Raw genomic sequence first — 26,354 nt, 5'->3', positions numbered from 1 at the left:
CCATGAGCCGCAGAACCGCGCGTGCGCGGCCGGACCACGGTGCCCGCAGCCGGGCCGGGGCAACGCTCCGCGCCTCCGGCCGGCTGCTGGCCCGCGCCTCCGGCCGGCTGCGCCGGGTCGCGGGGCAGGCGGTGTCGGCCAGCGTAGCCACCACCGACCCGGCGACCCGCCCGCTGCCGCCACGCCGTCCGGCCGGGTCGCCGCCGGCCCGGTGGCGGTTGGGCACCGGACCGGGAGTGCCGGTGCTGGCCGTCGCCGCGCTGATGGTGCTGATCGTGGCGATGCTCGGCGTCGAGCAGGTGACCGGGATCAGCATGCTGCCCGACCGGCTCAGCGCCGGTCTGCGGCCGCCGCCGAAGAAGTTTCCGGTACTGCCCGCCAGCCGCCCGACGGGTCTGGCCATCCGCACGCTGGACCTGCAGGCGCCGGTGCATGACGTGGGCATCGCCCCGGACGGCACCATCGCCGTGCCGGACGCGGCCCGCGCCCAGGAGGCCGGCTGGTACGACCAGGGCCCCGCACCCGGCCAGTACGGCCCGGCGGTGATCGTCGGGCACGTGGACACCACCAGCGGGCCGGCGGTCTTCCACCAGCTGCGGGAGTTGCGTTCCGGCGACCAGGTCGAGGTCACCCGCTCGGACGGCAGGATCGCCGTCTTCGAGGTCGACTCGGTGGAGCGGTTCGACAAGGGCCGGCTGCCGGTGGACGAGGTGTACGGCGACTTCAGCCGCCCGAGCCTCCGGCTGATCACCTGCGGCGGCCGCTGGGTCGGCGGCGAGACCGGCTACTCGGACAACGTGGTGGTGTTCGCCTCGTTGGTCAAGTCGCGTGAGGGTGGCTGAGGTTGGGGTTGTTGCGGGAGCCCGACCCGCTCCGGGCGGTCAGGCTTGATCCCTGCGCGGGTCGGGCTCCCGCAAACCCTCGCGCCGGCCATTGCCGCCTTGAGCCGCCGGGCTCAGGGGTGGCTTCAGCCCCGGTTGCGGCGTCGGGTCAGGCGGCGGTGTTTGGGTCAGCGGGCGGCTCTGGGTCAGGCTGCGGCTTCGGGCTCGCGCAGGTCGAGCCAGTCGGCCCAGCGCGGGTCGGGGGCGCGGTGCCCGAGCACCCGCCAGGCGGTGCCCTTTGGCGCGGCCGGCAGGGCGTGCAGCCGCCAACCCAGCTCGGCGGGGGTCTTGTCGCCCTTGGTGTGGTTGCACCGCGCGCACGCGGCGACCACGTTCTCCCAGGCGTGTCGACCGCCCCGGCTCCGCGGGAAGACGTGGTCGATGGTCTCCGCCGGGCCTCGGCAGTAGGCGCACCGCCACCCGTCCCGGGCGAAGATCGCCCGGCGGGAGAGCCCGACGTGGGTGCGGTACGGGACGCGGACGAAGCGGGTCAACCGGACGACCGATGGCACTGGGAGCGCGTCCCGCGCGCTGTGCAGGATGCCGTCACCGTCGGCGACGCAGACCGCCTTGGCGGAGAGAACGAGGATCGCGGCTCGACGCACCGACACGACACACAGCGGCTCGTAGGTGGCGTTGAGGACCAACGCGCCGGAGCCCACCGTGGGTCGTATGTCAGGCATCGCGCTCACCCTCCCGGTTCAGCGGCAGCTGGGCGCCGCCGCCGACCGGAGTGGGGCACGACGACCCACACGGTCGACGCCGGTCCGATCACCGACGTCCGTTGCGCCAATAGTCCCTGATCGGACCCCGGATTGCACGTACTAATCCCTCTTGGGGTATGAGGATCATCCGCATCCGGGCGGATCGCCGTCCCGACCTGGGAGAACTCTGCCGTTGCCTGACAGCGGTTGCCAGCCCTTGCCGGTCTCACTTGTGCCGGATCTGTGCCCGATGATCTTCGATCCCACCCCTTCCTGGAATCGCACCGACATCTTCCTATTCATCGCTCAATCTGGCTATCATCGCGTTATGGCGATTGATTGCACTCCTGGCCTGGCTCCGGCCGTGGCGCTGTTCCGGTCTCTCGGGGATCCGGCCCGGCTTGCGATTCTGCGCCGAATCGCGTCCAGCGAGGCTCGGGTGGTCGACCTGACTGGCGAGCTGGGGTTGGCGCAGTCGACGGTGTCAAAGCACTTGGCGTGTCTGCGTGACTGTGGCCTGATCGACTACCGGGTAGAGGGTCGCCAGTCGTTCTACGCCCTCACCCGGCCTGAGCTGCTGGATCTACTGCGCTCGGCGGAACAGGTCCTCGCTGCCACCGGCGAGGCCGTAGCTCTGCGCCCGGTCTACGGGACTCCGGCCGACTCCACCTTGGGAGTGAGCGCGTGAGTGCGTCGCTGCTGACTCCGGAGCGTCGGGCGGTGCTGTCCCGACGCAGCCTTTGGCTGGCCTATGCGACCGCCGGTTACAACCTGCTTGAGGGCCTCGTCGCGATCGCCGCTGGCGCGGCGGCCTCCTCCACCGCCCTGATCGGCTTCGGCCTGGACTCCTTCGTCGAGGTGTCCAGCGCAGCAGTCGTGATCTGGCAGTTCCGCTCTCGGGTGCCCGAGGACAGGGAACGACTGGCGCTGCGGCTCATCGGCGCATCGTTCTTCGCCCTGGCAGCCTGGGTCACCTTCGACGCCGTCCGCTCATTGCTGTCCGGGGGAGACGCTGACGCCAGCCGGGTCGGCATCGGCCTTGCCGTCGCGTCGCTGCTCGTGATGCCGTTGCTCGTTCGGGCCAAACGTCGCACCGGCAGGGAACTCGGCTCGGCAACAGTCATGGCCGACTCGACACAGACGATGCTGTGCACCTATCTGTCTGCGGTGCTGCTCATCGGCCTGGTCCTCAACGCCGCTTGGGGTTGGTCATGGGCCGACCCGATCGCGGCACTCGTGATCGCCGGGGTGGCAATTAAGGAAGGAATTGAGGCATGGCGGGGTGAGCACTGCGACGAATGCACACCCCTGCCTGCCGTCGATACCGCTACCGACCAAGCCTCAGGCTGCGGCAATGGCTGCTGCGCCGACCGCACGGTGTAGCCCTCTCTTCTGGTAAGCGGATCACCCGCACCGGGGCCGATTCGTACCCTTCTGGGGTCTGTGGTGTCCTTGGCGCGGTGGCAGCGCCGAGGGCGTGGCGTGTCCAAGGTCCACTCGGGGCTCGTCGCGGTGTGGACCACGCTCCGGTCGGCGGTGCTCGGGTATGGATCGGCCCGGATAAGATCGTCGGTCGTGACCCCGACCTCGCGCCGACTGTCCGCCCTACTGCGGCCGCTTCGGAGCTGGGCGCCGGCGCTGGTCCTGTTGGGGGCGGTGGTCGCGGCCGCGGGGGTCGTGGCCGTCGGACTGCGCGGTTCCCCCGCCGCGCCGTCCCGGGCTGTACTGGTCTCCAGCGGTGCGTGGGCACCGTTCGTGGGTCCCGATCTGCCCGGCGGCGGCCCGGTCACGGAGCTGGTCGTCGAATTGCTCAGCCGGTCCGGATACTCCCCCGAGGTCAGGTACACGTCCTGGCCCCTGGCCGAGGAGACGGTTTCCTCCGGAGCCTCCATCGGGGCGTTTCCGCTGGTGGCCAGCGAGTCACGGCGTACCAAGTTCCTCCTCTCCGACCCACTGATCGACTTCGAGTACGTGCTGTTCTACAACCGCCGCAACGGCGAGCCGAAGGTCTCGTCCGCCGGCGACCTCGGTGCGTTACGAGTGGGCGGCATCGCCGGGTACGACTACTGGGACGAGTTGGAGTCGGCGGTTCCCGAATTCGTGGAGTTCGAATCGGCCCTGGAGGGTTTCCAGGCGCTCGCCGACGGCCGGATCGACCTGCTCGCCGAGGGGCTGCTCCCCGGTCAGGCGGTGCTTGCCGACCCGTCCTTCGCCGGTGACGCCGGGGACTTCGGTCACCTCCAGGGCGACAACCGGCTGGTGCATTCGGTGCAGGGCCTGCACTTCATGATGGCGGACACCAACGAAACCGCCTCGGTGATGGCGAAGCTCAACGGAGTGCTCACGAAGATGCGTCAGAGCCAGGAGTACGAGGACATCATCGCCGGGCTCGAACCGTCCGCGTTCGACGAGGTGACCCTGACTCCGGTCGCTCTGTCAGGTCTGGTGGAACTCCTCGACCAGGAAGGCAAGCCGGTTCTGCTCGCTCCGAAGGGCACCAGGGCGCGAGTGCTGGCCTGGCCCGAGGCGTTCGTCGGAACCGGCGGCCCGCCGTCGGCAAAGGTCCTCGTCAAGGTGAAGGTGACCAACGGTCCCGCGCAGGGCCGGGTGCTGCACGTCGATGCCCGTGCCCTGCTGCTCGATCCGGGGACGGAATGATCCAGCTACGGATCCTGGCCCCGGTCGCGGTGGACTACTACGCCGTGCCTGGTGCGTCTCTGCGCGATCCTCATGGGTACGCGCGGTTCTGGGCCGACCAGCAGCGGGCGGTGGACGAGCTGCTGGCGGGGCTGGCGCCGGGCCCGGTGGCGGATGTGCCCCGGCGTCCCCCGTCCGTCGTGCTGGAACACACCCGGGCCACACGTTCGTTGAACCTCTACCGCACCATCGACGACCATGCGATCGAGCGGACGACGCACGTCCTCACCGGCACGCTGCACCCTGAGCACCTGCCGGGAGTGTTCGGCGGCGTCACCACCGCTCCGCATGTCGGGGTCGTCGAGATCAGCTTCCGGCTGTACGACCACGGCCTGATGTTGCTGGAGATGCTGGCCGACGTTGATCCGCGGCCCGCCGAGCACACCGAGGGCCTGGCGAGCCGCCTCGACGAACTCCAGGCCCGAGCGGTGGCGATGGGTGAGCGGGCAGCGCGGGAGATCGTCGCGCGGTACCTGGATCCGCTGCTGCGCCTGCTGCGTGCGGCCGACCGGGACAACCGGATCCTGGTCGCGGCGACCCCCGAGGGCGACCCGTTGACGGCGGAGTTCGGCGAGCCGCTCTGGGTCACCCGCAGCCTCGTACTCGACCCGGCCGAACCGGGAGCCGACGCGGTGACCCGGCACTGGATCAAAGACGTGGTGATCGCCGACGACGTCCGCGACCCGGCGGACCGGCTGCTCGACGGCGACCTGGAGCACCTGGTCCGCTGGCTGAACTACATCTTCCTGGACCGCACCGGGGTCGGCGGCCGGATGCTGCCCGGTGACCCGTTCCGCGACCAGTGGGACGCCCTGCGCTACGCGCAGGTGTTCTACGGCGCGCTGGATCGGATCGACGCCCGGCTGTCGAAGATCCTCGCGGATTCGGCGGCGGCCGATTCCCGCTGGGAACTGGAGCAGCTGAAGGGGAACCTGTTGGGGCTGAGTCAGCGCGCGGAGCTGATCATCATGGAGCGCCAGGACCTGTCGAAGTACCTCAAGCGCGCGGTACGGGCGGAGATGGACGCCATCCTCGGGTTCTGGGACTACGAGAGCTTGCTGGCACAGCCGGTCCGGTTCAAGATCGAGGTCTGCGACCGGCGCCTGGCCGAACTCGCCACACGGCGCACGGCCCGTTCGGCGATGTTCACCGACCTCATCCTGCTGGGCATCGGCGTGACGTCGATCCTGGGTACGGCGCTCGCGGTGACCGAGTTCGGGCGGTCGATGACCAACGACCCGGGCATGGCCGTCTACGACCTGGGACGCTCGTCGATCATGGCTTGGATCGCCGGGCAGCCCGCGGACGCCGTCCTGATCACGTCCGGCATGGTGTCGCTGCTGTTGGTGATCATGTATCTGTTCTTCCGTCGCGACCGGACCTGATGCGAACAGCCCTGCGCAGCCGCCCGATCCGGACGCTGGCGATCACCCAGTTCCTGCTCGAAGTGCAGTTCTGGTTTCCGATCTGGCTGATCTACCTGCTCGATCTGGGCTTCCCTCTGACAACGGCGGTACTCGCCGACGGAGCGTTCCGGATCGTCTCGGTGATCTGCGAGTTCCCGGTGGGGCTGGTCGCCGATCGGATCGGGCGGCGGGCCACCTATCTGGCGCTGGCCGGTGCGACGGTGCTGACCTTCGCCGTCATCACGCAGATCCGGTCCGTGCAGGTGCTGTTCGGAGCGTGGGTGCTCTGGGGTGTGCTGTGGGCGTTGTCGTCCGGCGCCGCCAGCACCTACCTGTACGAGCTGTGCGCCCAGGACGCTCTCGACATCGACCCGGCCAGGGCGATCGGGCTGGTACGGGCGGTCGGCAACGTGTCCGTCCTCGTCTCGCTGCTGGCCGCGGGCTACCTGTACGACGTGGACCACCGACTCCCGTTCGCCGTCACCGCCGTACTGGCCGCGGTCGCGTTCCTGCTCGCGTTCACGCTGCCGGAGATCGCCGGCTCACGGGTGGTCGCCACGGTCTCCTCGGTGCTGGCGGACATCCGGGGCGCGGCAGCCGACCCCCGCGTACGTCGGGCCGTGCGGCTGGGCGCGCTGCTGCTGCTGTTCGGCTGGAGCGCCCGCATCCTCTTCCAGCCACTCGCGCTGCATCTGGGCCTGTCTGCGCAGGTCACCGGATGGATGTACGGGGTGTTCGCGGCCGCCTCGGCGCTCGGTGGGCTGGTCGCCGGATACGTCCGCCCGGCGCACCGCGCCGGTGCGCTGAGCGCCGCGTTCCTCCTCATCCTCGCCGCGCTGGTGGCGACCAACCAGATGGACCGGCTCGGCCCGTTCCTCTTCCTGCCGATGATGGGATTCGGGTACACCCTCGGCCTGACGGTGCTGGAGGTCTTCACCAACGAGGTCACCCCGCGGGCGGTACGCGCCACGATCTTCGGGGTGATCGCCTGTGTCGGTGGTGTCGGCATCGCCGTGGCCCGCCCCGGTCTCGGGATGCTGGCGGAACGGCACTCCACGACCTTCGCGTTCGGGATCTGGGCTGGCGTGGGCGTGCTGCTGATCGGCCTGGCGGTGCCGGGAATCCGCCGGATCCGGGTGGCCGCCGCCCACCCGACATCCGACCGCTGAGCGAGCAGGTGTTCCCCGCGGCAGATCACCCGGCCGGTGGGTCGCCGATGGTCGCGCCGACCCGTTGCGGTACGAAGACAGGGTGAGTGCCGCCAGCGTGACGCCCCTTGCCCTGTCCACCGCCCCGTCGGTGAGCTGTCAGGGCAGTTCCTCCTGCGAGTTCCTGTACCGAATGACCCACTCGGCGTGGTTCGCCGAGGGCAGCTACTGGATCCTGCTCAAGCCGCTCCGGGTGCTGCTGATCGTGGCGCTGGCGATGGTCGCCCGCTGGGCGCTGCACCGGACGATCAACCGGTTGGTTCGGACCACCACCGACGGCGCGGTGCCGACGATGCTGCGGCCGCTGCGCGAACGGGTGCCCACCGCCGCGGTCAACCCGACCGAGTTCGTGCCGGAGCGGCGTCGGCAGCGGGCCGAGGCGATCGGCTCGGTGCTGCGCAGCCTGACCACCGCGTTCGTCTTCGGCATCGCGCTGCTGATGATCCTGCGCGAGTTCAGCTTTGACCTGGCTCCGCTGCTGGCCAGCGCCGGGATCGCCGGCGTCGCGCTGGGCTTCGGCGCGCAGAGCCTGGTCAAGGATCTGATCGCCGGGTTGTTCATGCTGATCGAAGACCAGTACGGCGTGGGTGACACCGTCGACCTGGGCGAGGCGACCGGTGTGGTCGAGTCGGTCGGGCTGCGGGTCACCACGGTGCGCGACGGTCGCGGCGTGCTCTGGTACATCCGCAACGGCGAGATCGTCCGGGTGGGCAACAAGAGCCAGGGGTGGGCCCTGGTGGTGGTGGACCTCCCGATCGGTTTCAGCGGCACCGAGGAGGCGACCGCCGTGTTGCGGACCGCGGCCGCCTCGGTGGCGGTGGACCCGGAGCTGTCGCCGGAGATCGTGGAGGCGCCGGAGGTGCTGGGCGTCGAACAGATGACGGTGGACGGCGCGGTGATCCGGACGGTGGTGAAGACGACCGCCGACGGGCAGTTCGCGGTGGGCCGGGAGCTGCGCCAGCGGCTGGCGGAGGCGCTGGAGAACTCGGGGATCACCGCACAAATCGCCTCCTCGCGCATTTATCCCGGTCTACTGAACCGGCCGTTGGCCGACGGCGAGACTGGTCAGGGCGGTGCGACCTGACCCGGCGGGCACTGTCCGCGAATCCAGGGGTCGCGGGCCACCCGGCCCCTCAGGTATCGTCCGTTCGTTCAGTCGGGGATGCGACGAACGATCCGTTCGCGCTAGCTAGTTGTCAGACGATCGGGCAGAATCCGGAGCACGCGTTCCCGCCGGAGCGTGATCACATCCTCGCTGATCCGTAGATCTGACGAGTGTTCCCGGCCGGGCTGCCACGAGCGGTCTCTCCGGGGGCCGATGGAGGCGACGGTGCCCGACGAGCGACCTTCCGTGGAAGGCCCGGCCACTTTCCGCGAGGTGTTCGACCAACGCGAGTTCCGGGCCGTCTTCACGGCCGGCGCCCTCTCCTGGGTGGGTGACTACGTCGCCAAGGCCGCCGTCACCCTGCTCGTCTACCAGCAGACCAAATCCGTCGCGCTCTCCGCCGCCGCCTTCGCGGTCAGCTACCTGCCCTGGCTGCTCGGTGGGCCTCTGCTCGCCGCGCTGGCCGAGCGGCACCCGTACCGGCGGGTGATGGTGGCGTGTGACGTGATCCGGATGGCGCTGATGCTGCTCATCGCCATCCCGAACCTGCCCGTCCCGGCCGTGCTGCTGCTGATCTTCGCCGCCACGCTGGCCAACCCGCCCAGCCAGGCGGCGAAGTCCGCCCTGATACCGCAGATCCTCGCCGGGGACCGGCTGGTCGTCGGGTTGTCGCTGAACAGCAGCATCGGGCAGGCCGCCCAGGTCGTCGGCTACCTCGTCGGCGCCGCCGTCGCCGCGATCGACCCGGCCCTCGCGCTGCTGATCAACGCGGTGACCTTCGCCGTCTCGGCGCTGATCGTCCGGCTGGGCGTCCGCGACCGGGCCCCACTGATGACCACCGCGCACCGCAGCCACCTGCTCCGCGAGACCGCCCAGGGGTTCCAGATCGTGTTCGGCACACCGGTGCTGCGGGCCATCGCGGTGCTGGTCTTCAGCGCGATGCTCTTCTCGATCGTTCCGGAGGGGCTGGCCGCGGCCTGGGCCAACCAGGACACCGGCGGCGACCTGGACGCGGGCGTGGCGCAGGCGGTGATCATGGTGGCCAACCCGGTCGGTTTCATCCTCGGCGGGCTGCTGGTGAGCCGACTGTTCGGCCCGGCCCGGCGGCTGGCCCTGATGCGGCCGCTGGCCGTGTTCGCCCCACTGGTCCTCGTGCCGGCGCTGTTCGACCCACCGCCGCTGGTGGTGGCTCTGCTCGCGGCCCTCTGCGGGTTCGCGGTCGCCGGCATGCTGCCGATGGCGAACGGGCTGTTCGTCCAGGCGCTGCCCGCCATCTTCCGGGCCCGCGCATTCGGCGTCATGGCCACCGGCGTGCAGGTCATCCAGGGTGTGGCGGTGCTGGTCACCGGGCTGCTCGCCGACCGGTTCGACATTCCGCTGGTGGTCGGTGTGTGGAGCGCCGCCGGGGTGCTGCTGATGATGGTGGCCGCGCTGCGGTGGCCGGACAAGCAGACCGTGGACGGGACGATCGCGGCGGCGACCGCGGCCAACGCCGAGTCACATGGCCCGGACAGCCCGAGCGCCGGCGGCACGGGGGCGGCGGCCCCCGAGCCGCGGACCGGCGACGGCCGCCGCCGGCACGCGGTCACCTGAGCCGGTCCCTGCCGGCGCCGACGGGAGCGGGCGGCGTGACCCGACGCACGGCGTCCGGGTCGGACTGGCGCGGGCCACACCTGGCAGGATGGAACGGTGAACCCCGCAGGCGAATCCGACCGACCCGGTGCATCGACAACCCTCTTCGAGGCGGTCGGCGGCGAGCCGACCTTCCGCAAGCTGGTGGCCGAGTTCTACGCCGGCGTCGCCACCGATCCCCTGCTCCGGCCCATGTACCCGGAGGAGGACCTGGGCCCGGCGGCGGACCGGATGACCCTGTTCCTGATGCAGTACTGGGGCGGCCCGAACACGTACTCCGCCCAGCGGGGGCACCCGCGGCTGCGGATGCGGCACGCGCCGTTCCGCATCGGCCTGGCCGAGCGGGACGCCTGGCTGCGGCACATGCGCCGCGCCGTGGACCGGCTCGACCTGGAGCCGGAGATCGCCGGCGCGCTCTGGGACTACCTGGAGCGGGCCGCGCACTTCATGGTCAACGCCGTGGACGAAGCGGCCGACGGCGCCTGACGGGCCCGTCACGGCGCCCGCCCGGCGGCAGCCTCAGAGCAGCGCGCCCTCGTCGTGCAGCCAGTCCACGAAGCTGGTGGCCACCGCGGCGCCGCAGTCGAGCATCTCGACCAGCAGCGCGTCGTGGGTGCCGGCAGCGAGCGGCACCTGCAGCTCGGCGTAGATCGGCAGCTGCCCGCGCTCGGTCGGGTCACCGATGTACGCCTTGCAGAACCGACGGGTGTGGTTCCACTCGTTGACCACCCGGTAGGCCCGGTCGGCCCAGTCCGGCGGCACCGTGGCGTGCGGACGGGCCCGCATCACCAGAATCTCGTCCTCCGGCCCCTCGAGGGTGACCAGCACGGCGTGCCGCTCCCACATGGCCAGCAGGTTGCCGTCACCGTCGGCCAGATATCGCACGTCGAGCAGATCGAGTGCGTCACACACGCGACGCAGGCTCACCGCCTCGACGGTGGCCGGCATCTCGGTCAGCACGGGCCGCTCGTTTCCCGGACAGTCGTCCCCCGGCTGCCGAGGGCTGGGCGGCCCGACCCGGACCGCGCTCTCGACTGTGATCCCCCTTCGGGCTTCCGGATCGCCGCCCTCAGCGGGACCCGGGCGCCATGACCACCACGGCATCGCTCGCGCACCTCACTCCCCAGCGGATCCAGCCGCCTACGGTGCGTTGGATCCGAGGATGGACGGTACCCGGACAGCCGAGTTGAAGCACCCCCCCAACGACCGCCCCAGCCCAGAAGAATGACCAGGGGTCATCCGTTCGGACGAGTCGCCAGGGGTGTGACGGCGAGATCCGTGGCCTTCTGCAACCAGGCCGCTCCGTATGGTCCCACCAGGCCAACCCAACGGCCGGCCACCCGCACCTGGACGGCGGCACCCGCGGGGGCGCCCGCCGGGCGGTCAGCCGTGCCCAGGAAGCCCATCCGCGTCAGCCCCTGCACCAGTCGCTGCGGCACCTCCACCGGCGGACCGGGCGGGTCGTCCGGAGTGACCAGCACGGCCACGTGGTCGAGCAGCGCGTCACGCAGCGCGCGTTGGCCCACCGCGCGACCGGCCACGCCGTGCTCACTCGCGGCGCGCAGGGTGCCGGCCGCCGCGCCCGCGATCCGCCACAGCTCGGCGGCGGGCAGCGCCTCCACCGGTTGGCTGCGGGCCGGCGGCAACGGCCACCGCCACTGCGCGTCCCGGCGGGCCGGCAGGGCCGCGCCCCCACGCTCCAGCTCCGCCAGCAGCTCCGGAGCCGCCACGGTGACGTCCGTGGACGCGCCGTCGGCCGGGCCGCCGTCCACCGTCCGGACCACCAGCACCTGCCACGGCAGCCGGGCCCAGAGGGCGACCCGGCCGGCGGCACCGGCCGGCCGCAGCCGGACCGGCGCCACCGGATCCAGCCGGACCAGCCGGGCCAGGAAGGCACCCGCGTCGGCCACCCCGGTGAGGCCGTGCCCGGGCGGCGCCGCCCGGTCCGGCCCAGCCGTGTCCGGCCGGGTCACGCAGCGCCGCCCTGCGGGGCGTAGGTGAGCAGGAACTCGCGCTCCTCGGCGCTGATCCGCCGGGGCACCTGGCGGGTCAGGTCGAACGGCACCAGCACCGAGCGGGCCCGGCTGGCCAGCACCTCGCCGTCGTACAGCTCGTAGGCGACGGTGAACCGGGAGGCCCGGATCTCCTCCACCCACAGCTCGATCCGGACGGTGGGTGCGGCCTCCGCGGTGGCCCGACCCAGCGCGTAGTCGACCGGGCGCAGGTAGTCGACCTCGTGCCGGCGGATCACCACCCCGTCGGCGAACGAGCCGACCCCCCAGGCCCGGCCGCCGGCGAACATCAACGCCACCCGCGCCTCCTCGTACAGGGTGAGGAAGCGCGAGTTGTTGACGTGGCCGTACGCGTCCAGGTCGGACCAGCGCAGTGTGCAGTGGTAGACGAACCGGTCAGACACCTTGTCGGCCGGTCAGTCGCGGGTCAGCTTGCGGTAGGTCACCCGGTGCGGCCGGGCGGCCTCCGCGCCGAGGCGGTCGATCTTGTTCTTCTCGTACGCCTCGAAGTTGCCCTCGAACCAGAACCACTTCGCCGGGTTCTGGTCGTCGCCCTCCCAGGCCAGGATGTGCGTGGCGACCCGGTCCAGGAACATCCGGTCGTGGGAGATGACCACGGCGCAGCCGGGGAACTCCAGCAGCGCGTTCTCCAGGCTGGAGAGCGTCTCCACGTCCAGGTCGTTCGTCGGCTCGTCGAGCAGGATGACGTTGCCGCCGATCTTGAGCGTCAGCGCCAGGTTGAGCCGGTTACGCTCGCCACCGGAGAGCACCTTGGTCGGCTTCTGCTGGTCCGGTCCCTTGAAGCCGAACGCGGCGATGTACGCCCGCGACGGCATCTCGACCTTGCCGACCATCAGGTAGTCCAGCCCGTCGGAGACGACCTCCCAGACGGTCTTGTCGCCGTCGAGGCCCTGCCGGTTCTGGTCGACGTACGACAGCGAGACGGTGGGACCGACCCGGACGTCGCCGCCGGTCGGCTCCTCCAACCCGACGATGGTCTTGAACAGCGTGGTCTTGCCGACACCGTTCGGGCCGATGATGCCGACGATGCCGTTGCGGGGCAGCGAGAACGACAGGTTGTCGATCAGCAGCCGATCGCCGAAGCCCTTGCTGAGACTCTGCGCCTCGATGACCGTGCTGCCCAGGCGCGGGCCCGGCGGGATCTGGATCTCCTCGAAGTCCAGCTTCCGGGTCTTCTCCGCCTCGGTGGCCATCTCGTCGTACCGGTCCAGGCGTGCCTTGGACTTGGTCTGCCGGGCCTTGGCGTTGGAGCGGACCCACTCCAGCTCCTCGGTGAGGCGCTTCTTCATCTTGGCGTCGCGGCGACCCTCGACGGCCAGCCGGGCGGCCTTCTTCTCCAGGTACGTGGAGTAGTTGCCCTCGTACGGGTAGGTGCGGCCGCGGTCCAGCTCCAGGATCCAGTTGGCCACGTTGTCGAGGAAGTACCGGTCGTGCGTGATCGCCATGACGGTGCCGGCGTACTTGGCCAGGTGCTGCTCCAGCCAGGAGACGCTCTCCGCGTCCAGGTGGTTCGTGGGCTCGTCGAGCAGCAGCAGGTCGGGCGCCTCCAGCAGCAGCTTGCAGAGCGCGACGCGGCGGCGCTCACCACCGGAGAGCTGGGTCACGTCGGCGTCCGGCGGCGGGCAGCGCAGGGCGTCCATGGCCAGTTCGAGCTTGGAGTCGACGTCCCAGGCGTCGAGGTGGTCCAGCTCCTCCTGGAGCTTGCCCATCTTCTCCATCAGCTCGTCGGAGTAGTCGGTCGCCATCTGCTCGGCGATCTTGTTGAACCGCTCCAGCTTGGCCTTGGTCTCGGCGACCGCCTCCTCGACGTTGCCGAGCACGGTCTTGGCGTCGTTGAGCGGAGGCTCCTGGGCGAGCATTCCGACGGTGTAGCCGGGCATCAGCCGGGCCTCGCCGTTGCTCGGCTTGTCCAACCCTGCCATGATCTTGAGGAGGCTGGACTTACCGGCGCCGTTCGGGCCGAGCACACCGATCTTGGCCCCCGGCAGGAAGCTCAACGTCACGTTGTCGAGCACGACCTTGTCGCCGTGCGCCTTGCGCGCCTTTTCCAGGACGTAGATGTACTGGGCCACGGTGCGGGCTACCTCCGTCGGTTGCTGTCGCATGATCGGCGGCGCGGCGCGGGCTGCGACCTCCGCCCGCCGCCACCGGCCGGGAGCCGGCCACGCGCACGCCATCGTCAATCCTGACAGGTACGGCCCGCTTCGCCCACATCACCCCGCCCCAGGAGTACGTCGTGCCGCTCACCGAGCCACCCTGTCAACAAGATCACGATTCCGATTCAGCCCACGCTGAGCGGGTACGGAACTCCGGCACGGGGCAACAGACGCCGCAGCTACGCTCAGTACGCTCATCGCGGTGGACCCGTCAGCACCCGGAGGTGGCCGATCGTGACCGTCCGTAGCTCCTTTGTCGTAGTGGCGAACCGCCTGCCGGTCGACGAGGTGAGCACACCCGAGGGACGGCAGTGGCGACGCAGCCCCGGCGGGCTCGTCACCGCGCTGCATCCCGTGCTCGCCGAGCACCAGGGCACCTGGGTCGGCTGGGCCGGCGGCACCGGCGCCGCCCCCGAGCCGTTCGACCTGGAGGGCATCCGGCTGCATCCGGTCCCGTTGAGCGCCGAAGAGTTGGAGCGCTACTACGAGGGCCAGTCCAACGCGACGATCTGGCCGCTCTATCACGACGCGGTGGAGACGCCGGCCTACAAGCGCCGCTGGCGGGAGGCGTACCGCCTGGTCAACGCCCGGTTCGCGGAGGCCGCGGCGGACGTCGCGGCCGAGGGCGCGACGGTCTGGGTGCAGGACTACCAGCTCCAGCTGGTCCCGGCGATGCTCCGGGAGCTGCGGCCGGACCTGCGGATCGGCTTCTTCCTGCACATCCCGTTCCCGCCGATCGAGCTGTTCATGCAGATGCCGTTCCGCACCGAGATCCTTCGCGGCCTGCTCGGCGCCGACCTGGTCGGCTTCCAGCAGCGGCTGGCCGCGCAGAACTTCGTCCGGCTGGCCCGGCACCTGCTCGGGCTCCGCTACGAGGGGCAGATGATCCAGGTCGACGGCCGGCAGGTGAAGGCGGGCGCCTTCCCCATCTCGATCGACACCCAGGAGATGGAACGGATGGCCGCCGACCCGGCGGTGCAGGCCCGTGCCAAGCAGATTCGGGCCGAGCTGGGCGACCCGAAGACGATAATCCTGGGCGTGGACCGGCTGGATTACACCAAGGGCATCGAGCTGCGGCTGAAGGCTTTTCGCGAGCTGCTGGCTGACGGAAAGTTGACAGTCCCGGACGCGGTTATGGTGCAGGTGGCCACGCCGAGCCGGGAACGCGTCGAGCACTACCAGGCGCTTCGGGTCAAGGTGGAGCGCGAAGTCGGTCGGATTAATGGTGAATTCGGCAGGGTCGGCGTGCCGGCGGTGCACTACCTGCATCAGTCGTACAGTCGCAGTGAACTGGCCGCGATGTACGTCGCTGCCGACGTCATGATGGTGACCCCGCTGCGAGACGGAATGAATCTGGTGGCCAAGGAGTACGTCGCATCGCGCGCCGACCAGGGTGGCGCGCTCGTGCTCAGTGAGTTCGCCGGCGCCGCCACCGAGCTGCGCCAGGCCTTTTTGTGTAACCCGCACGACCCGGACGCGGTCAAGGACGCCCTGCTCCGGGCCGTGCACGTGGAGAAAACCGAGGCACGCCGCCGGATGCGGACAATGCAACGTCACCTGCGTACCCACGACGTGGGGCACTGGGCCAAGTCTTTCCTCTCCGAGCTTGGAGTTTCCGAGGCGGAGGCCGCGTGAACACGTCCGTCAACGACGGAGCGGCGACCGCCACCGGGGTGATGGACCCCGAGCTGCGCTCCGCCATCGGCCGGATCGCCCGGGTCCCCCAGCTCCTGATCGCCTGCGACTACGACGGCACACTGGCGCCGATCGTGGAGGACCCGAGCACGGCCGTACCGCTGCCCGAGTCGGTGGCCGCGATCCGCGCGCTCGCCGCGCTGCCGCAGACCACCGTGGCGGTGATCTCCGGCCGGGCGCTGCGCGACCTGGCCGCGCTCTCCCGGCTGCCCAGCGAGGTGCACCTCGTCGGCAGCCACGGCTCCGAGTTCGACATCGGCTTCGTCGAGCGCCTCTCCCCCGAGCTGGTCGCCGTGCGCACCCGGGTGCGGAACGCGCTACGCGAGATCGCCGCCGAGCATCCCGGCATCCGCCTGGAGCGCAAGCCGGCCAGCGTCGCCGTGCACACCCGGGGGGTCGCTCCGCAGGTCGCCGCCGCTGCCATCGAGGCGGTACGCAACGGGCCGGCCACCTTCGACGGCGTCACGGTCACCCAGGGCAAGGAGGTCATCGAGCTCTCCGTGGTGGCCACCCACAAGGGCACCGCGATCGACCAGCTGCGGACCCAGCTCGCGGCCAGCGCCGTGCTCTTCATCGGTGACGACGTGACCGACGAGAACGCGTTCGGCAACCTGCACGGCCCGGACCTCGGCATCAAGATCGGTCCCGGGGACACCCAGGCCGGCTACCGGGTGGCCGAGCCGCTCGAAGCGGCCCGCGCGCTCGGGCTGCTGCTGGAGACCCGCCGGCACTGGCTGTTCGGCGAGCGGGCGGTGCCGATCGAGCGGCACTCCATGCTGGCCAACGGCCGCACCGTCGCGCTGCTCACCCCCGATGCCAAGGTCAGCTGGCTGTGTCACCCCAAGCCGGACTCGGCGGCGATCTTCGCCGACCTGGTCGGTGGCAGCCCGGCCGGCCACTTCAGCATCGTCCCGGAACGCGGCGGCATCCCGCTGGGCCAGCGCTACCGCTCCGGCACGATGACCGTGGAGACCCGGTGGTCCGGGCTCACCGTCACCGACTGGCTGGACAAGCCGGCCCGGGAGACCACCCCGGACGGCCCCGCGGTGATCACCGGCGACTCGACCCTGATCCGGGTGCTCACCGGCAGCGGCCGGGTTCGGGTGGAGTTCGCGCCGCGCCCCGAGTTCGGTCAGGTCGCCGTCCAGTTGCAGCCGCTCGGCGACGGCCTGCTGGTGCTCGGCTCCAACGAGCCGATCGCGCTCTACTCCCCGGGGGTGGAGTGGCAGGTCAACAATGACGGCGGCTACGAGACCGCCAAGGCGGTCGTCGACCTCTCCGCCGCCGGCGGGCAGGTCGTGCTGGAGCTGCGCTTCGCCACGCACAGCCTGGAGCACCACCGGGTGCCGATCCACGACCGGCAGGCCGCGGCCGAGCAGCCGTGGAAGGACTGGGTCGCCTCGCTGCGGCTGCCGTCCACCGCCCGCGACCTGGTCGCCCGCAGCGCGCTCACCCTGCGCGGGCTGTGCCACGAGGCGACCGGTTCGATCCTCGCCGCGGCGACCACCTCGCTCCCCGAGGAGCTGGGCGGCGTCCGCAACTGGGACTACCGCTACTGCTGGCTCCGCGACGCGGCGCTGACCGCCCGCGCGTTGGTCGACCTGGGTTCCATCGAGGAGGCCGAGGGGCTGCTGCGCTGGGTGGACGGCTGCATCGAACGCACCGGCGGCCACCCGGAGCGGTTGCACCCGCTCTACACCATCGACGGCTACGAGCTGGGCGCCGAGGCGGTCATCGACACCCTGCCCGGGTATGCCGGCTCCCGACCGGTCCGGGTCGGCAACCTCGCCAACCACCAGCTCCAGCTGGACGTCTTCGGCCCGATCTCCGACCTGATCGCGGCCGTCGCCGATGCCCGCGGCTCGGTCCGCGAGGACGAGTGGCGGGTGCTGGAGAACATGGTCGAGGCGGTCCGCCGCCGCTGGCACGAGCCCGACCACGGCATCTGGGAGGCCCGGCTCCCACCCCGGCACCACGTCTTCTCCAAGGTGATGTGCTGGATGACCGTCGACCGGGCGCTGCACGTGATGCGCCAGCACGGCGGCGAGGACCGGCCCGACTGGAAGGAACTCCGCGACCGGATCGCCGCCAACGTGCTGGAGCACGGCTGGCACGAGGAGGTCGAGGCGTACAGCGTCGCGTACGGCGACGAGGACATGGACGCCTCGTCGCTCTGGATCGGGCTGTCCGGCCTGCTTCCAGGCGACGACCCGCGCTTCCTGTCCACGGTGCTCCGGATCGAGGCGGACCTGCGCAGCGGCCCGGTCGTCTACCGCTACCACTGGGACGACGGCCTGCCGGGCCGCGAGGGCGGCTTCCACATCTGCACGGCGTGGCTGATCGAGGCGTACCTGCGCACCGGCCGCCGCACCGACGCCGAGGAGCTGTTCGCGCAGATGGTGCTCACCGCCGGCCCGACCGGGCTGCTCCCCGAGCAGTACGACCCGCTCGCCGAGCGCGGGCTGGGCAACCACCCGCAGGCGTACAGCCACCTCGGTCTGATCCGCTGCGCCCTGCTGCTGGACAACATGCTCAAGCAGTAGCCGATCGCCAGTTCAACGGCGGGCCGGAGCTTCACCGCTCCGGCCCGCCGTCTGTCCAGGGGCAGCGACCGGGGGGTGGCGCCTGCCGGGGGTCGGTGCCGCCGGCCCGGAGTCGGTGCCTCCGGCCGAGGAGCGTTGCCGGCGGGCCCGGGGTCGGCGCTGGCGACCGACGACCGGCGCCGCCGACCGAGGAGCGGGGACTACTCGCAAGCCCTTTGCTCTGCTTCAACCAACGCAACAGAGATGGCCTCTGGGTGTTGCGCCGGTTGAAGCAGAGCAAAGGAGGGCAGGAGGGTCCGCCGCCGGTGCCGCGCCGCTCGTTCCCGCCACCGCACGGCGAGGCACCGTGCACCGCGCGCCGCGGCATCGCACGGCCAAAGCACCGCACGGCCAAAGCACCGCCCACCGAGGCACCGCACGCCGGGAGCACCGCCCGCCGGAGCCCCGCATCGAGGCCGGCTGACGTCAGGTGTCCAGCGCGTGCACCACGTCGCCCACCACGACGACCGCGGGCGGGCGCAGGTCGGCGGTGAGCAGGTCGCCGGCCACCGCGCCGAGCGTCGACCGCAGCACCCGCTGGGCGCCTGTCGTGGCCTCCTGGACGATGGCGGCTGGCGTCTGCGGCGACCGGCCGTGTGCGATCAGAGTGGCCGTGATGGCGGCGAGGTTCTTCAACCCCATGAGGATCACCAGGGTGCCTCGCAACCCGGCGAGCGCCTCCCAGCGCACCAGCGAGGCCGGTGAGTCGGGCGCGACGTGCCCGGAGACCACGGTGAACTCGTGCGCCACCGCCCGGTGGGTGACCGGGATATTGGCGGCGGCGGGGGCGGCTATCGAGCTGGTCACTCCGGGGACCACGGTCACCGGTACGCCGGCCGCCGCGCACGCCAACAGCTCCTCGCCGCCCCGGCCGAAGACGTACGGGTCACCGCCCTTGAGCCGGACCACCAGGGCGCCGGACCGGGCACGGTCCACCAGGATCCGGTTGATCTCCTCCTGGGCCCGGGACGGTCCGTAGGGGATCTTCGAGGCATCCACCAGCTCGACGTCGGCGCGTAGCTCGTCCAGGAGCAGCCCGGGCACCAACCGGTCGGCGACCACCACGTCCGCCTCGGTCAGCAGCCGCCAACCCTTCACGGTGATCAGCTCGGGGTCGCCCGGACCCGCCCCGACTAGCGCCACCCGCCCGCCCGCGTCAGGAAGGGACCCTTCCACTACCGCAGGTGTTAGCAGGGGGCCCTTCCTTGCGCTCAGGAGGTCGCGGATGGCGTCCCGGACGGTCATCGCGCGGCGCGGGTCGCCGCCGCCGAGCACCGCCACGGTGACCGGGCCGTGCCGGGTCACCGCCGGGGTCCAGGCGGTGGCCGCCAGGCGGTCGTCGGCCCGGACGCAGAAGATCCGGCGCTCGGCGGCGACGGCGCTCACCGAGGCAGCCGCGACCGGGTCGTCGATGGCCACCTGGACCAGCCACGCCCCGTCCAGGTCAGCCGGCTCGAACCGGCGGGGCACCCAGCGCAGCCGGTTTGCGTCCGCCCGGGCGCGCAGCGCCGGGGTCAGCTCCGGTGCCACCAGCAGGACGTCCCCGCCGGCGTCCAGCAGCGCCGGGACACGTCGGGTGGCGACGGCGCCACCGCCCACCACGACCACCCGCCGCCCGTCGAGCCGCAGGCCGAGGGGGTACGGGTTGGTGCTCACGCCGCCTCCTCGCCCCGCCGGGCGGCGATGCCGGGCACCGCACCGCCGAGCCGGATCGTCCGCTCGCCGGGTCCGCTCACTTCTCCGCCACGCCCGCCGAGTCGAAGGTGGCCACCTCGTGCAGCACCCGAACCGCGCCGGTGACCACCGGCAGCGCCAGCAGCGCTCCGGTGCCCTCCCCGAGGCGCAGCCCCAGGTCGATCAGCGGGTCGAGGCCGAGGTGGCGCAGCGCCACCGTCGCGCCCGGCTCGGCCGAGCGGTGGCCGGCGACCATGGCGCTGACCGCGTCCGGGGCGAACGCGGCGGCGGCGAGGGCGGCGGAGACCGCGATCACCCCGTCCAGCAGCACCGGTGTGCGGCGCGCCGCGGCGCCCAGGATCAGCCCGGCCAGGGCGGCGTGCTCCAGGCCGCCGACGGCGGCCAGCACACCCAGCGGGTCGGCCGGGTCGGGCGCGTGCCGGGCCAGCGCGGCCCGCACCACGGCCACCTTGCGGGCGTACGTCGGGTCGTCGACCCCGGTTCCTCGGCCGGTGGCGTCGAGCGGGTCGGCGCCGGTGAAGGCGGCGATCAGCGCAGCGGCCGGCGTGGTGTTGCCGATGCCCATGTCGCCGGTGAGCAGGATGGCCGCCCCAGCGTCGATCAACTCGTCGGCGATCCGGATGCCGGTCTGCACCGCCGCCCTCGCCTCGTCCCGGGTGAGCGCGGCGGTCACCGCGAGATCCCGGGTGCCCCGGCGAACGCACGCGGCGACCAGCCGGGGCGTGGACGGGTCGAGGACGACCGGGCCGGATGCCTCAGCGGCCGGCTGAGCGGGCAGCGGCGTGGCCACGCCGACGTCGACCACGGTGACCGAGGCGCCCGCCTGCCGGGCGAAAGCGTTGACCACCGCACCGCCGGCCAGGAAGTTGCCGATCATCTGCCCGGTGACCTCCTGCGGCCACGGAGTCACCCCCTGGGCGTGCACCCCGTGGTCCCCCGCGAAGATCGCCACCGCGGCCGGCTCGGGCAGGGGCGGCGGGCAGGCACCGGCCAGGCCGGCGAGGCGTACTGACAGCTCCTCCAGCGCGCCCAGGGAGCCGGCCGGCTTGGTGAGCCGGCCGTGCAGCGCACGGGCGTCGGCCATCGCCGACTCGTCCGGCGGTTGGATCGCCGCGATCGTGGTCTCCAGCATCATGCCTCCATGGTCTCGCGCAGCACCTCGATGAACGCATCGGTGGTGGATCGGTCGCGCACCGCCACCCGCAGCCAGTCCGGGCCGAGCCCAGGGAACGTGTCACCCCGGCGTACCGCCCAGCCACGCTCGCGCAAAGTCGCCCGGACGCGGGTCGCTCCGGGCAGGTGCAGCAGCACGAACGCGCTGGCCGGGCGGCCGACGACGCGTACACCGGGCAGGTCGGCCAGGCGGGCGGTCAGGTGGTCGCGGTCGGCGGCGAGGTCGGCGGCGATCGCGCGTTCGGCCTGGACCGCGACGGGGGTGGCGCAGGCCGACGCGGCGGCCAGCGCCGGTGTGGAGACCGCCCAGAGCGGCTGGACGGCGGCCAGCCGGGACAGCAGCTCCGGTGCGCCGAGCAGGTAGCCGATGCGCAGGCCGGCCAGGCCCCAGGTCTTGGTGAGGCTGCGCAGCACGAGCAGCCCGGGCAGGTCGCGCCGCTCGGCCAGCGACTCCGGTTCGCCGGGTCGCCCGGGTACGGCGGTGGTGTCGGCGAACGCCTCGTCGACCACCAGGATCCGACCCGGTCGGGCCAGCGCGGCCAGGGTGCGCGCCGGGTGCAGCACCGAGGTCGGGTTCGTCGGGTTGCCGATCATCACCAGGTCGGCGTCGGCGGGCACCCGGTCCGGGTCGAGCCGGAAGTCGTCGGCGGCGTCCAGCAGCACCCGCTCCACCGGGTGCCCGGCGGCTCGCAGCGCCGCCTCCGGCTCGGTGAACTGGGGGTGCACCACGACCGGCCGGCGGACACCGCGCAGCGCCTGGGCGATCAGCACGAACCCCTCGGCGGCGCCGGCGGTGAGCAGTACCTCGTCCGGGTGACGCCGGTGCCGGGCGGCGACCGCGGCTCGGGCCGGTGCCGGGTCCGGATATCGGCCCAGGTCGCTGAGGGTGGCGGTGATCGGGTCGGCCAGCCAGTCCGGCAGCGGTGCCTGGCGGACGTTGACGGCGAGGTCGACCAGGCCGGCACCGACCTCCACGTCGCCGTGGTGTCCCAGGTCCGGCTCGGGAACTGCGGCCGGTCCGGTCCCGGCGACCGGTGCCACTCCGCTCGGCTGATCACGCATGTCCGCGATCCTGCCGGGAAGGTCGCCGATGGAACAGCTGATCTCCGCGTAAGCCGCGTCACCACCCGCCGGTTTATGAGTTCTTCTCATGTACGAATCGGAAATGTCATAACTTGGCCACGTGAGCAACCGACCCCTTGCTGCCGCTGGTCGACTCGTCCCTCTCCTCCGCGCCGGGCTGATCGCCGGCATCGTGATCGCCGCCGCCGCGTACCCGCTGGTCGCCCTCACCGGGCTCGGCGCGAAGGCCACCGCGCACGCCGTGGAGCAGAAGACCAGGCTGCTGACCACCGCCCTGCCCGCCGAGACCTCGTACCTCTACGCCCCGGACGGCAAGACCGTGCTGACCATGTTCTACGAGGAGTACCGGCAGTACACCAAGCTGTCGGACATGTCGCCGAACATCCAGCAGGCGATCGTCGCCGCCGAGGACTCCCGCTTCTACCAGCACCACGGCGTCGACCCGAAGGGCGTGGCCCGGGCCTTCGTGGCCAACACCCGCTCCAGCGGCGTCTCCCAGGGCGCCTCCACCCTGACCATGCAGTACGTCCGGATGGCCCTGCGGGACAGCGCGACCACCCCCAAGGAGGTCCAGGAGGCCACCCAGCAGACCAGCCTGCGCAAGGTCAAGGAGATGCGGATGGCGCTGGACCTGGAGAAGGAGATGAGCAAGGAGCAGATCCTGGAGCGCTACCTGAACTCGGCGTACTTCGGGCACCGGGCGTACGGCATCTACGCGGCCAGCGAGATCTTCTTCTCCAAGACCCCGAAGGACCTCACCCCCGTCGAGGCGGCCACCCTCGCCGGGCTGGTCAAGTCGCCGTCGGAGTACGACCCGGCCGACTCCGACCAGAAGGAGGCCACCGGGCGGCGCAACTACGTCCTGGACCGGATGAGCCAACTCGGCTACCTCTCCCCCGACTCGGCCGCCGCCGCGAAGACCGAACCGATCCGGCTGAAGCTGACCAGCCCGCCGAACGACTGCGCCGCGGTGTCGGAGAAGTACAACAGTTGGGGCTTCGCCTGCGACTACCTGAAGAACTGGTGGAGCGCGCAGCCCGCGTTCGGGGCGAACCGGCTGGAACGGATGGACAAGCTGCGCCGAGGCGGCTACCGGATCGTGCTCAGCATCGACCCGAAGATCCAGGAGGCGGCGGAGAAGAACGTCGGCAGCAAGGAGAGCACCGGCAGCCCGTTCGCCAACGGCATCGTCGTCTCCGAGCCCGGCACCGGACGGGTCAAGGCGATGGCGGTGAACCGGGCGTACTCGCTGGACCTGAGCGAGAATCCGCTGAGCTCCAACCCGGAGGCCGGGCCGAAAGTGAAGGCGAACTATCCGAACACGGTGGCACCCCTGCTCGGCGGCGGTGACCTGCCGGGCTACCAGGCGGGATCGACGTTCAAGATGTTCCCGATGCTGGCCGCGCTCAACGACGGGATGCCGCTGTCCACCGAGATCAACTCTCCGTACCGCTACCAGTCGCGGGTCTACGACGGCTGGGCCCCATCCAACGCCAGCGGCGCCATGACCGGCCGGCAGACCATGTGGTCCGGGTTCGGCAAGTCGGTGAACACGTTCTTCGTGCAGCTGGAGGAGAAGATCGGGGCGGAGAAGGGGGTCCGCCTCGCCGAGCAGCTCGGGCTTCGCTGGCGGACCGACGTGGACCGGGACCACGCCTCCCCTACCAAGGCGAACAAATGGGGTGCGTTCACCCTGGGTGTCTCCGACGCCACCCCGCTGGAGATGGCGAACGCGTACGCCGCCATCGCCGCCGACGGCCGGTACTGCGAGGCGATCCCGGTGCAGGCGATCATGAACCGGGACGGCACGCCGACCACGTACGCCACCGCCAGCGGCATCCACCGCGAGGTCGCCAAGCCGCGCTGCCGGCAGGTGGTCAGCGCGGACGCCGCCCGGGCGGCCACCGACGCCGCCCGCTGCCCGACCGGGGACACCCCGGCACGCGGGGGCTGCGGCGGCTGGTCCACCGCCGACAGCGTCCGGGGTACGGTCGGGCGCCCCGTGGCCGGCAAGACCGGTACCACCGACAGCACCCGGTCCGCCTGGTTCGTCGGCTACACCCCGGAGTTGGCCGCGGCGAGCTTCATCTCCGACCCGGACAACCCGTTCAACGCGGTGGGCGACGGGCAGTCCCAGATCCCGATCGCGGCGGTCGCGGAGACCCTGCGCGACGGACTGAAGGGCCAACCGACCCGCCAGTTCACCGCGCCCTCGGACGCCATCGTCGGGTGACCGGCACGGGTCAGCGCAGGTCGGCGGCGACGAACGACCAGAGTTCGAGGTCCACCCGGCCGCCGCGGACGAACCCGGCGTTGCGTAGCAGGCCCTCGTAACTGAAGCCGGCCTTCTCGGCGACGCGGCGGGAGGCCAGGTTGCCGGGGGCCACGCGCAGCTCGACCCGCTGGAAGCCGTGCTCCAGGATCAGCGCGATGGCCACCGCGTCCACGGCCTCGGCCGCCAGGCCGAACCCGCGCGCGTGCGGCGCCATCGCGTAGGAGATCTCGGTGGCCCGGGCGCCCCAGTCGGTGCGCCGGGTCCACAGCGAGCCCACCACCTGGCCGTCCTCCCGGCGGAGCACCGCCCAGTGGTCCCCGTCGCCGCTGTCGCGCCGCTGCCGTGCCAGGTCGGTGCACCATGCGTGCCCGTCGATCGGGCCGGAGTCGTCGGCCAGCGGCAGCCAGCGCCGGGTCAGCTTGTCGGCGAAGATCTCCCCGACCGCCGCCGCGTCGGCCGCGGTGTGCCGCCGCACCTCGGTGCGCGGGGTGGAGACGGTCAGCGCCGGGAAGCGGCGCACCGCCACCTGACCGATCACGCCGGCACCCCGCCGGGTTCCACGGGCACCGCCTCGGCCGCCGGGTCGGCTGCCGCCGCCGCGACCAGCCGGGCGGCGGTCGCCGGGTGGCCGGCCCAGTGCAGGGTGAGCTGCGAGGCGTGCACGTTGCGCCAGACGAAGCCCTCCGGCGTGCCGCCGTCCCAGCTCCACGCCGGGCGTTGACCGGATCGCGGGGTGAGCACCGCCCGGTGCTCCTTGTGCCCGACCAGCACCGTGCCGCTCGCGGCGACCACGCTGTCGGTCTGGGCGGTGGCCTCGCGGTAGCCCACCACCAGGCCGTCCCGGCTGACGCCGACCGCGTCCAACACCCCGCACATCGGCAGGCCGTCCAGCTCCCGGGCCAGCCAGAGCAGGCCGGTGCCCTCGGCGACCACCGGACGCCCGGTGCGCGCCAGCTCGGCCACGGCGATGCAGAGCCGCCGGTTGGCGGACAGCTGCTCGGCGTACGCCTCGGGCAGCGCGCCGCCGACGACCAGCGCACGGGTGCCGGCCGGCAGCGCCTCGTCGCGCAGCGGATCGAGCGTGACCACCTCGGCGCCGGCGGCCCGCAGCAGCTCGGCGGTCTCCGGATGGCTGAAGCTGCTGCCCGGCCCGCCGGCGAGCGCCACCAGCGGGCGGTCCGCCGGGACCGTCACCGGACCGAGCGCCTCCTCCGGCGACCACGCCGAGGCGGGCAGCGGCGGAGCGGAGCGGGCCAGCCCGAGCAGCCGTTCCAGGTCGACCGTGGCGGCGACGGCCTCGCCCAGCCGGCGGACCGCGCGGGCGGCGTCGGCGGACCCGCCGACCACCGGAACCACGCCGTGCCGGCGCGACGGCAGCACCGCCGGCAGGTCCTGCCGGCGCAACGCGCCGTAGACCGGCACGTTCACGTCATCCAGCGCCTCGCGCAGCATCCCCTCGTGCCGCGAGGACGCCACCCGGTTGAGGATCACCCCGCCGAGCCAGAGCTGCTCGTCGTACGAGCGGAAACCGTGCACCAGGGCGGCCACCGACTGACCCATCGCGGCCACGTCGACCACGAGCACCACGGGGCTGCGCAGCGCGGCGGCCGCGGCGGCGGTGGACTCCTGTTCCGGGCGGCCGCCGACCGAGTCGTACAGGCCCATGCTGCCCTGCACCACGGCGAGCCCCGCGCCCTCGGCGCCGTGCGCGACCAGCGGAGCGAGCCGGTCGACGCCGACCAGCCGGGGATCGATCGACCGGCCCGGCCGACCGGAGGCGAGACCGAGGTAGGCGGCGTCGACGTGATCCGGGCCGAGCTTGAACCCGGCGACGTCGACACCCCGCTCGGCGAGGGCGGCGAGCAGCCCGATAGCCAGCGCGTTCTTGCCGTGCCCGGAGGACGGCGCGCTGAGCACCAGGCGCGGCACGACGGTCATCATCGACTCCTCGCGGGGGCGGCGGGTACGCGACGGCGGACCGGTTGGACCGATCCGTCCGCGTGACGATACCCGCCCCGCCCGACACGCG

At 72.0% G+C, this 26,354-nt stretch carries 22 protein-coding genes; 12 read left to right on the top strand and 10 right to left on the bottom strand.

What is annotated here, in order from left to right:
* Positions 1-2: 2 nt before the first annotated feature.
* Complete coding sequence (locus tag ACFYPS_RS20900; RefSeq protein ID WP_354963972.1) at positions 3-842, top strand: class F sortase; 840 nt, start codon at positions 3-5, stop codon at positions 840-842.
* 185 nt (positions 843-1,027) lie between these two features.
* On the opposite strand, the gene ACFYPS_RS20895 is transcribed toward ACFYPS_RS20900, so the two are convergent.
* The gene (locus ACFYPS_RS20895) at positions 1,028-1,564 is read right to left on the bottom strand and encodes an HNH endonuclease (RefSeq protein ID WP_074313833.1); all 537 of its coding nucleotides are present in this window, start codon (positions 1,562-1,564) and stop codon (positions 1,028-1,030) included.
* 349 nt (positions 1,565-1,913) lie between these two features.
* Between ACFYPS_RS20895 and ACFYPS_RS20890 the strand changes: the two genes are divergently transcribed.
* The 8 genes from ACFYPS_RS20890 (at position 1,914) to ACFYPS_RS20855 (ending at position 10,119) form a co-directional block, all read left to right on the top strand.
* Positions 1,914-2,273, top strand: coding sequence for an ArsR/SmtB family transcription factor (locus ACFYPS_RS20890; RefSeq protein ID WP_387326236.1), 360 nt, complete (start codon positions 1,914-1,916; stop codon positions 2,271-2,273).
* A complete protein-coding gene (locus ACFYPS_RS20885; protein ID WP_354963971.1) occupies positions 2,270-2,968 on the top strand; it encodes a cation transporter in 699 nt (232 codons plus the stop codon). The genes ACFYPS_RS20890 and ACFYPS_RS20885 overlap by 4 nt, the downstream gene beginning before the upstream one ends.
* A 192-nt stretch (positions 2,969-3,160) precedes the next feature.
* The gene (locus tag ACFYPS_RS20880) at positions 3,161-4,243 is read left to right on the top strand and encodes a transporter substrate-binding domain-containing protein (RefSeq protein WP_354963970.1); all 1,083 of its coding nucleotides are present in this window, start codon (positions 3,161-3,163) and stop codon (positions 4,241-4,243) included.
* Positions 4,240-5,667, top strand: coding sequence for a hypothetical protein (locus tag ACFYPS_RS20875; protein WP_354963969.1), 1,428 nt, complete (start codon positions 4,240-4,242; stop codon positions 5,665-5,667). The genes ACFYPS_RS20880 and ACFYPS_RS20875 overlap by 4 nt, the downstream gene beginning before the upstream one ends.
* The gene (locus ACFYPS_RS20870; RefSeq protein ID WP_354963968.1) at positions 5,667-6,857 is read left to right on the top strand and encodes an MFS transporter; all 1,191 of its coding nucleotides are present in this window, start codon (positions 5,667-5,669) and stop codon (positions 6,855-6,857) included. Before ACFYPS_RS20875 ends, ACFYPS_RS20870 begins: the two co-directional genes overlap by 1 nt.
* Before the next feature lie 64 nt (positions 6,858-6,921).
* Positions 6,922-7,980: a mechanosensitive ion channel family protein gene (locus ACFYPS_RS20865; protein ID WP_387326181.1), complete on the top strand. Its 1,059-nt coding sequence runs from the start codon at positions 6,922-6,924 to the stop codon at positions 7,978-7,980.
* 234 nt (positions 7,981-8,214) lie between these two features.
* The gene (locus ACFYPS_RS20860; RefSeq protein WP_354963967.1) at positions 8,215-9,594 is read left to right on the top strand and encodes an MFS transporter; all 1,380 of its coding nucleotides are present in this window, start codon (positions 8,215-8,217) and stop codon (positions 9,592-9,594) included.
* Positions 9,595-9,690: 96 nt separating this feature from the next.
* The gene (locus ACFYPS_RS20855; protein WP_354963966.1) at positions 9,691-10,119 is read left to right on the top strand and encodes a globin; all 429 of its coding nucleotides are present in this window, start codon (positions 9,691-9,693) and stop codon (positions 10,117-10,119) included.
* Between the two features lie 33 nt (positions 10,120-10,152).
* Here the strand turns inward: ACFYPS_RS20855 and ACFYPS_RS20850 are convergent, their stop codons facing one another.
* The 4 genes from ACFYPS_RS20850 to ettA all read right to left on the bottom strand — a co-directional run bounded on the left by ACFYPS_RS20850 (position 10,153) and on the right by ettA (position 13,738).
* On the bottom strand, positions 10,153-10,737 hold the full coding sequence (locus ACFYPS_RS20850) for a YbjN domain-containing protein (protein ID WP_354963965.1): 585 nt from the start codon (positions 10,735-10,737) through the stop codon (positions 10,153-10,155).
* Positions 10,738-10,868: 131 nt separating this feature from the next.
* Positions 10,869-11,606, bottom strand: a complete 738-nt coding sequence (locus tag ACFYPS_RS20845; RefSeq protein WP_354963964.1) for a hypothetical protein — start codon at positions 11,604-11,606, stop codon at positions 10,869-10,871.
* Positions 11,603-12,049 carry a thioesterase family protein gene (locus ACFYPS_RS20840; protein WP_354963963.1) on the bottom strand — a complete coding sequence of 149 codons (447 nt, stop codon included), beginning with the start codon at positions 12,047-12,049 and terminating at the stop codon, positions 11,603-11,605. The genes ACFYPS_RS20845 and ACFYPS_RS20840 overlap by 4 nt, the downstream gene beginning before the upstream one ends.
* Before the next feature lie 12 nt (positions 12,050-12,061).
* Complete coding sequence (gene ettA, locus ACFYPS_RS20835) at positions 12,062-13,738, bottom strand: energy-dependent translational throttle protein EttA (RefSeq protein WP_354964023.1); 1,677 nt, start codon at positions 13,736-13,738, stop codon at positions 12,062-12,064.
* Positions 13,739-14,056: 318 nt separating this feature from the next.
* Here ettA and ACFYPS_RS20830 point away from each other — a divergent pair, with 318 nt between their 5' ends.
* Positions 14,057-15,457 carry a trehalose-6-phosphate synthase gene (locus ACFYPS_RS20830; protein WP_074313851.1) on the top strand — a complete coding sequence of 467 codons (1,401 nt, stop codon included), beginning with the start codon at positions 14,057-14,059 and terminating at the stop codon, positions 15,455-15,457.
* A 41-nt stretch (positions 15,458-15,498) separates the two neighbouring features.
* Entirely contained in the window at positions 15,499-18,060 is a 2,562-nt protein-coding gene (otsB, locus tag ACFYPS_RS20825) for a trehalose-phosphatase (protein ID WP_354964022.1), read from the top strand.
* Positions 18,061-18,525: 465 nt separating this feature from the next.
* On the opposite strand, the gene cobA is transcribed toward otsB, so the two are convergent.
* The 3 genes from cobA to cobC form a co-directional block, all read right to left on the bottom strand.
* Entirely contained in the window at positions 18,526-19,755 is a 1,230-nt protein-coding gene (cobA, locus tag ACFYPS_RS20820; protein ID WP_354963962.1) for a uroporphyrinogen-III C-methyltransferase, read from the bottom strand.
* 76 nt (positions 19,756-19,831) lie between these two features.
* Positions 19,832-20,926: a nicotinate-nucleotide--dimethylbenzimidazole phosphoribosyltransferase gene (cobT, locus tag ACFYPS_RS20815; RefSeq protein ID WP_354963961.1), complete on the bottom strand. Its 1,095-nt coding sequence runs from the start codon at positions 20,924-20,926 to the stop codon at positions 19,832-19,834.
* A complete protein-coding gene (gene cobC, locus ACFYPS_RS20810) occupies positions 20,926-22,029 on the bottom strand; it encodes an Rv2231c family pyridoxal phosphate-dependent protein CobC (RefSeq protein ID WP_354963960.1) in 1,104 nt (367 codons plus the stop codon). Before cobC ends, cobT begins: the two co-directional genes overlap by 1 nt.
* Before the next feature lie 121 nt (positions 22,030-22,150).
* Here cobC and ACFYPS_RS20805 point away from each other — a divergent pair, with 121 nt between their 5' ends.
* The gene (locus tag ACFYPS_RS20805) at positions 22,151-24,283 is read left to right on the top strand and encodes a transglycosylase domain-containing protein (RefSeq protein ID WP_354963959.1); all 2,133 of its coding nucleotides are present in this window, start codon (positions 22,151-22,153) and stop codon (positions 24,281-24,283) included.
* Between the two features lie 10 nt (positions 24,284-24,293).
* Here ACFYPS_RS20805 and ACFYPS_RS20800 read toward each other — a convergent pair whose 3' ends face one another.
* Positions 24,294-24,863, bottom strand: a complete 570-nt coding sequence (locus tag ACFYPS_RS20800) for a GNAT family N-acetyltransferase (protein WP_089019337.1) — start codon at positions 24,861-24,863, stop codon at positions 24,294-24,296.
* Positions 24,860-26,263 carry a cobyrinate a,c-diamide synthase gene (locus ACFYPS_RS20795; RefSeq protein ID WP_354963958.1) on the bottom strand — a complete coding sequence of 468 codons (1,404 nt, stop codon included), beginning with the start codon at positions 26,261-26,263 and terminating at the stop codon, positions 24,860-24,862. The genes ACFYPS_RS20800 and ACFYPS_RS20795 overlap by 4 nt, the downstream gene beginning before the upstream one ends.
* Between the last annotated feature and the right edge of the window lie 91 nt (positions 26,264-26,354).

This window comes from Micromonospora sp. NPDC005087 (genome assembly GCF_042872965.1).
Lineage (GTDB): Bacteria > Actinomycetota > Actinomycetes > Mycobacteriales > Micromonosporaceae > Micromonospora.
Note: the sequence above shows the minus strand (reverse complement) of the source record. Positions and strands in the feature narration are given on the sequence as shown.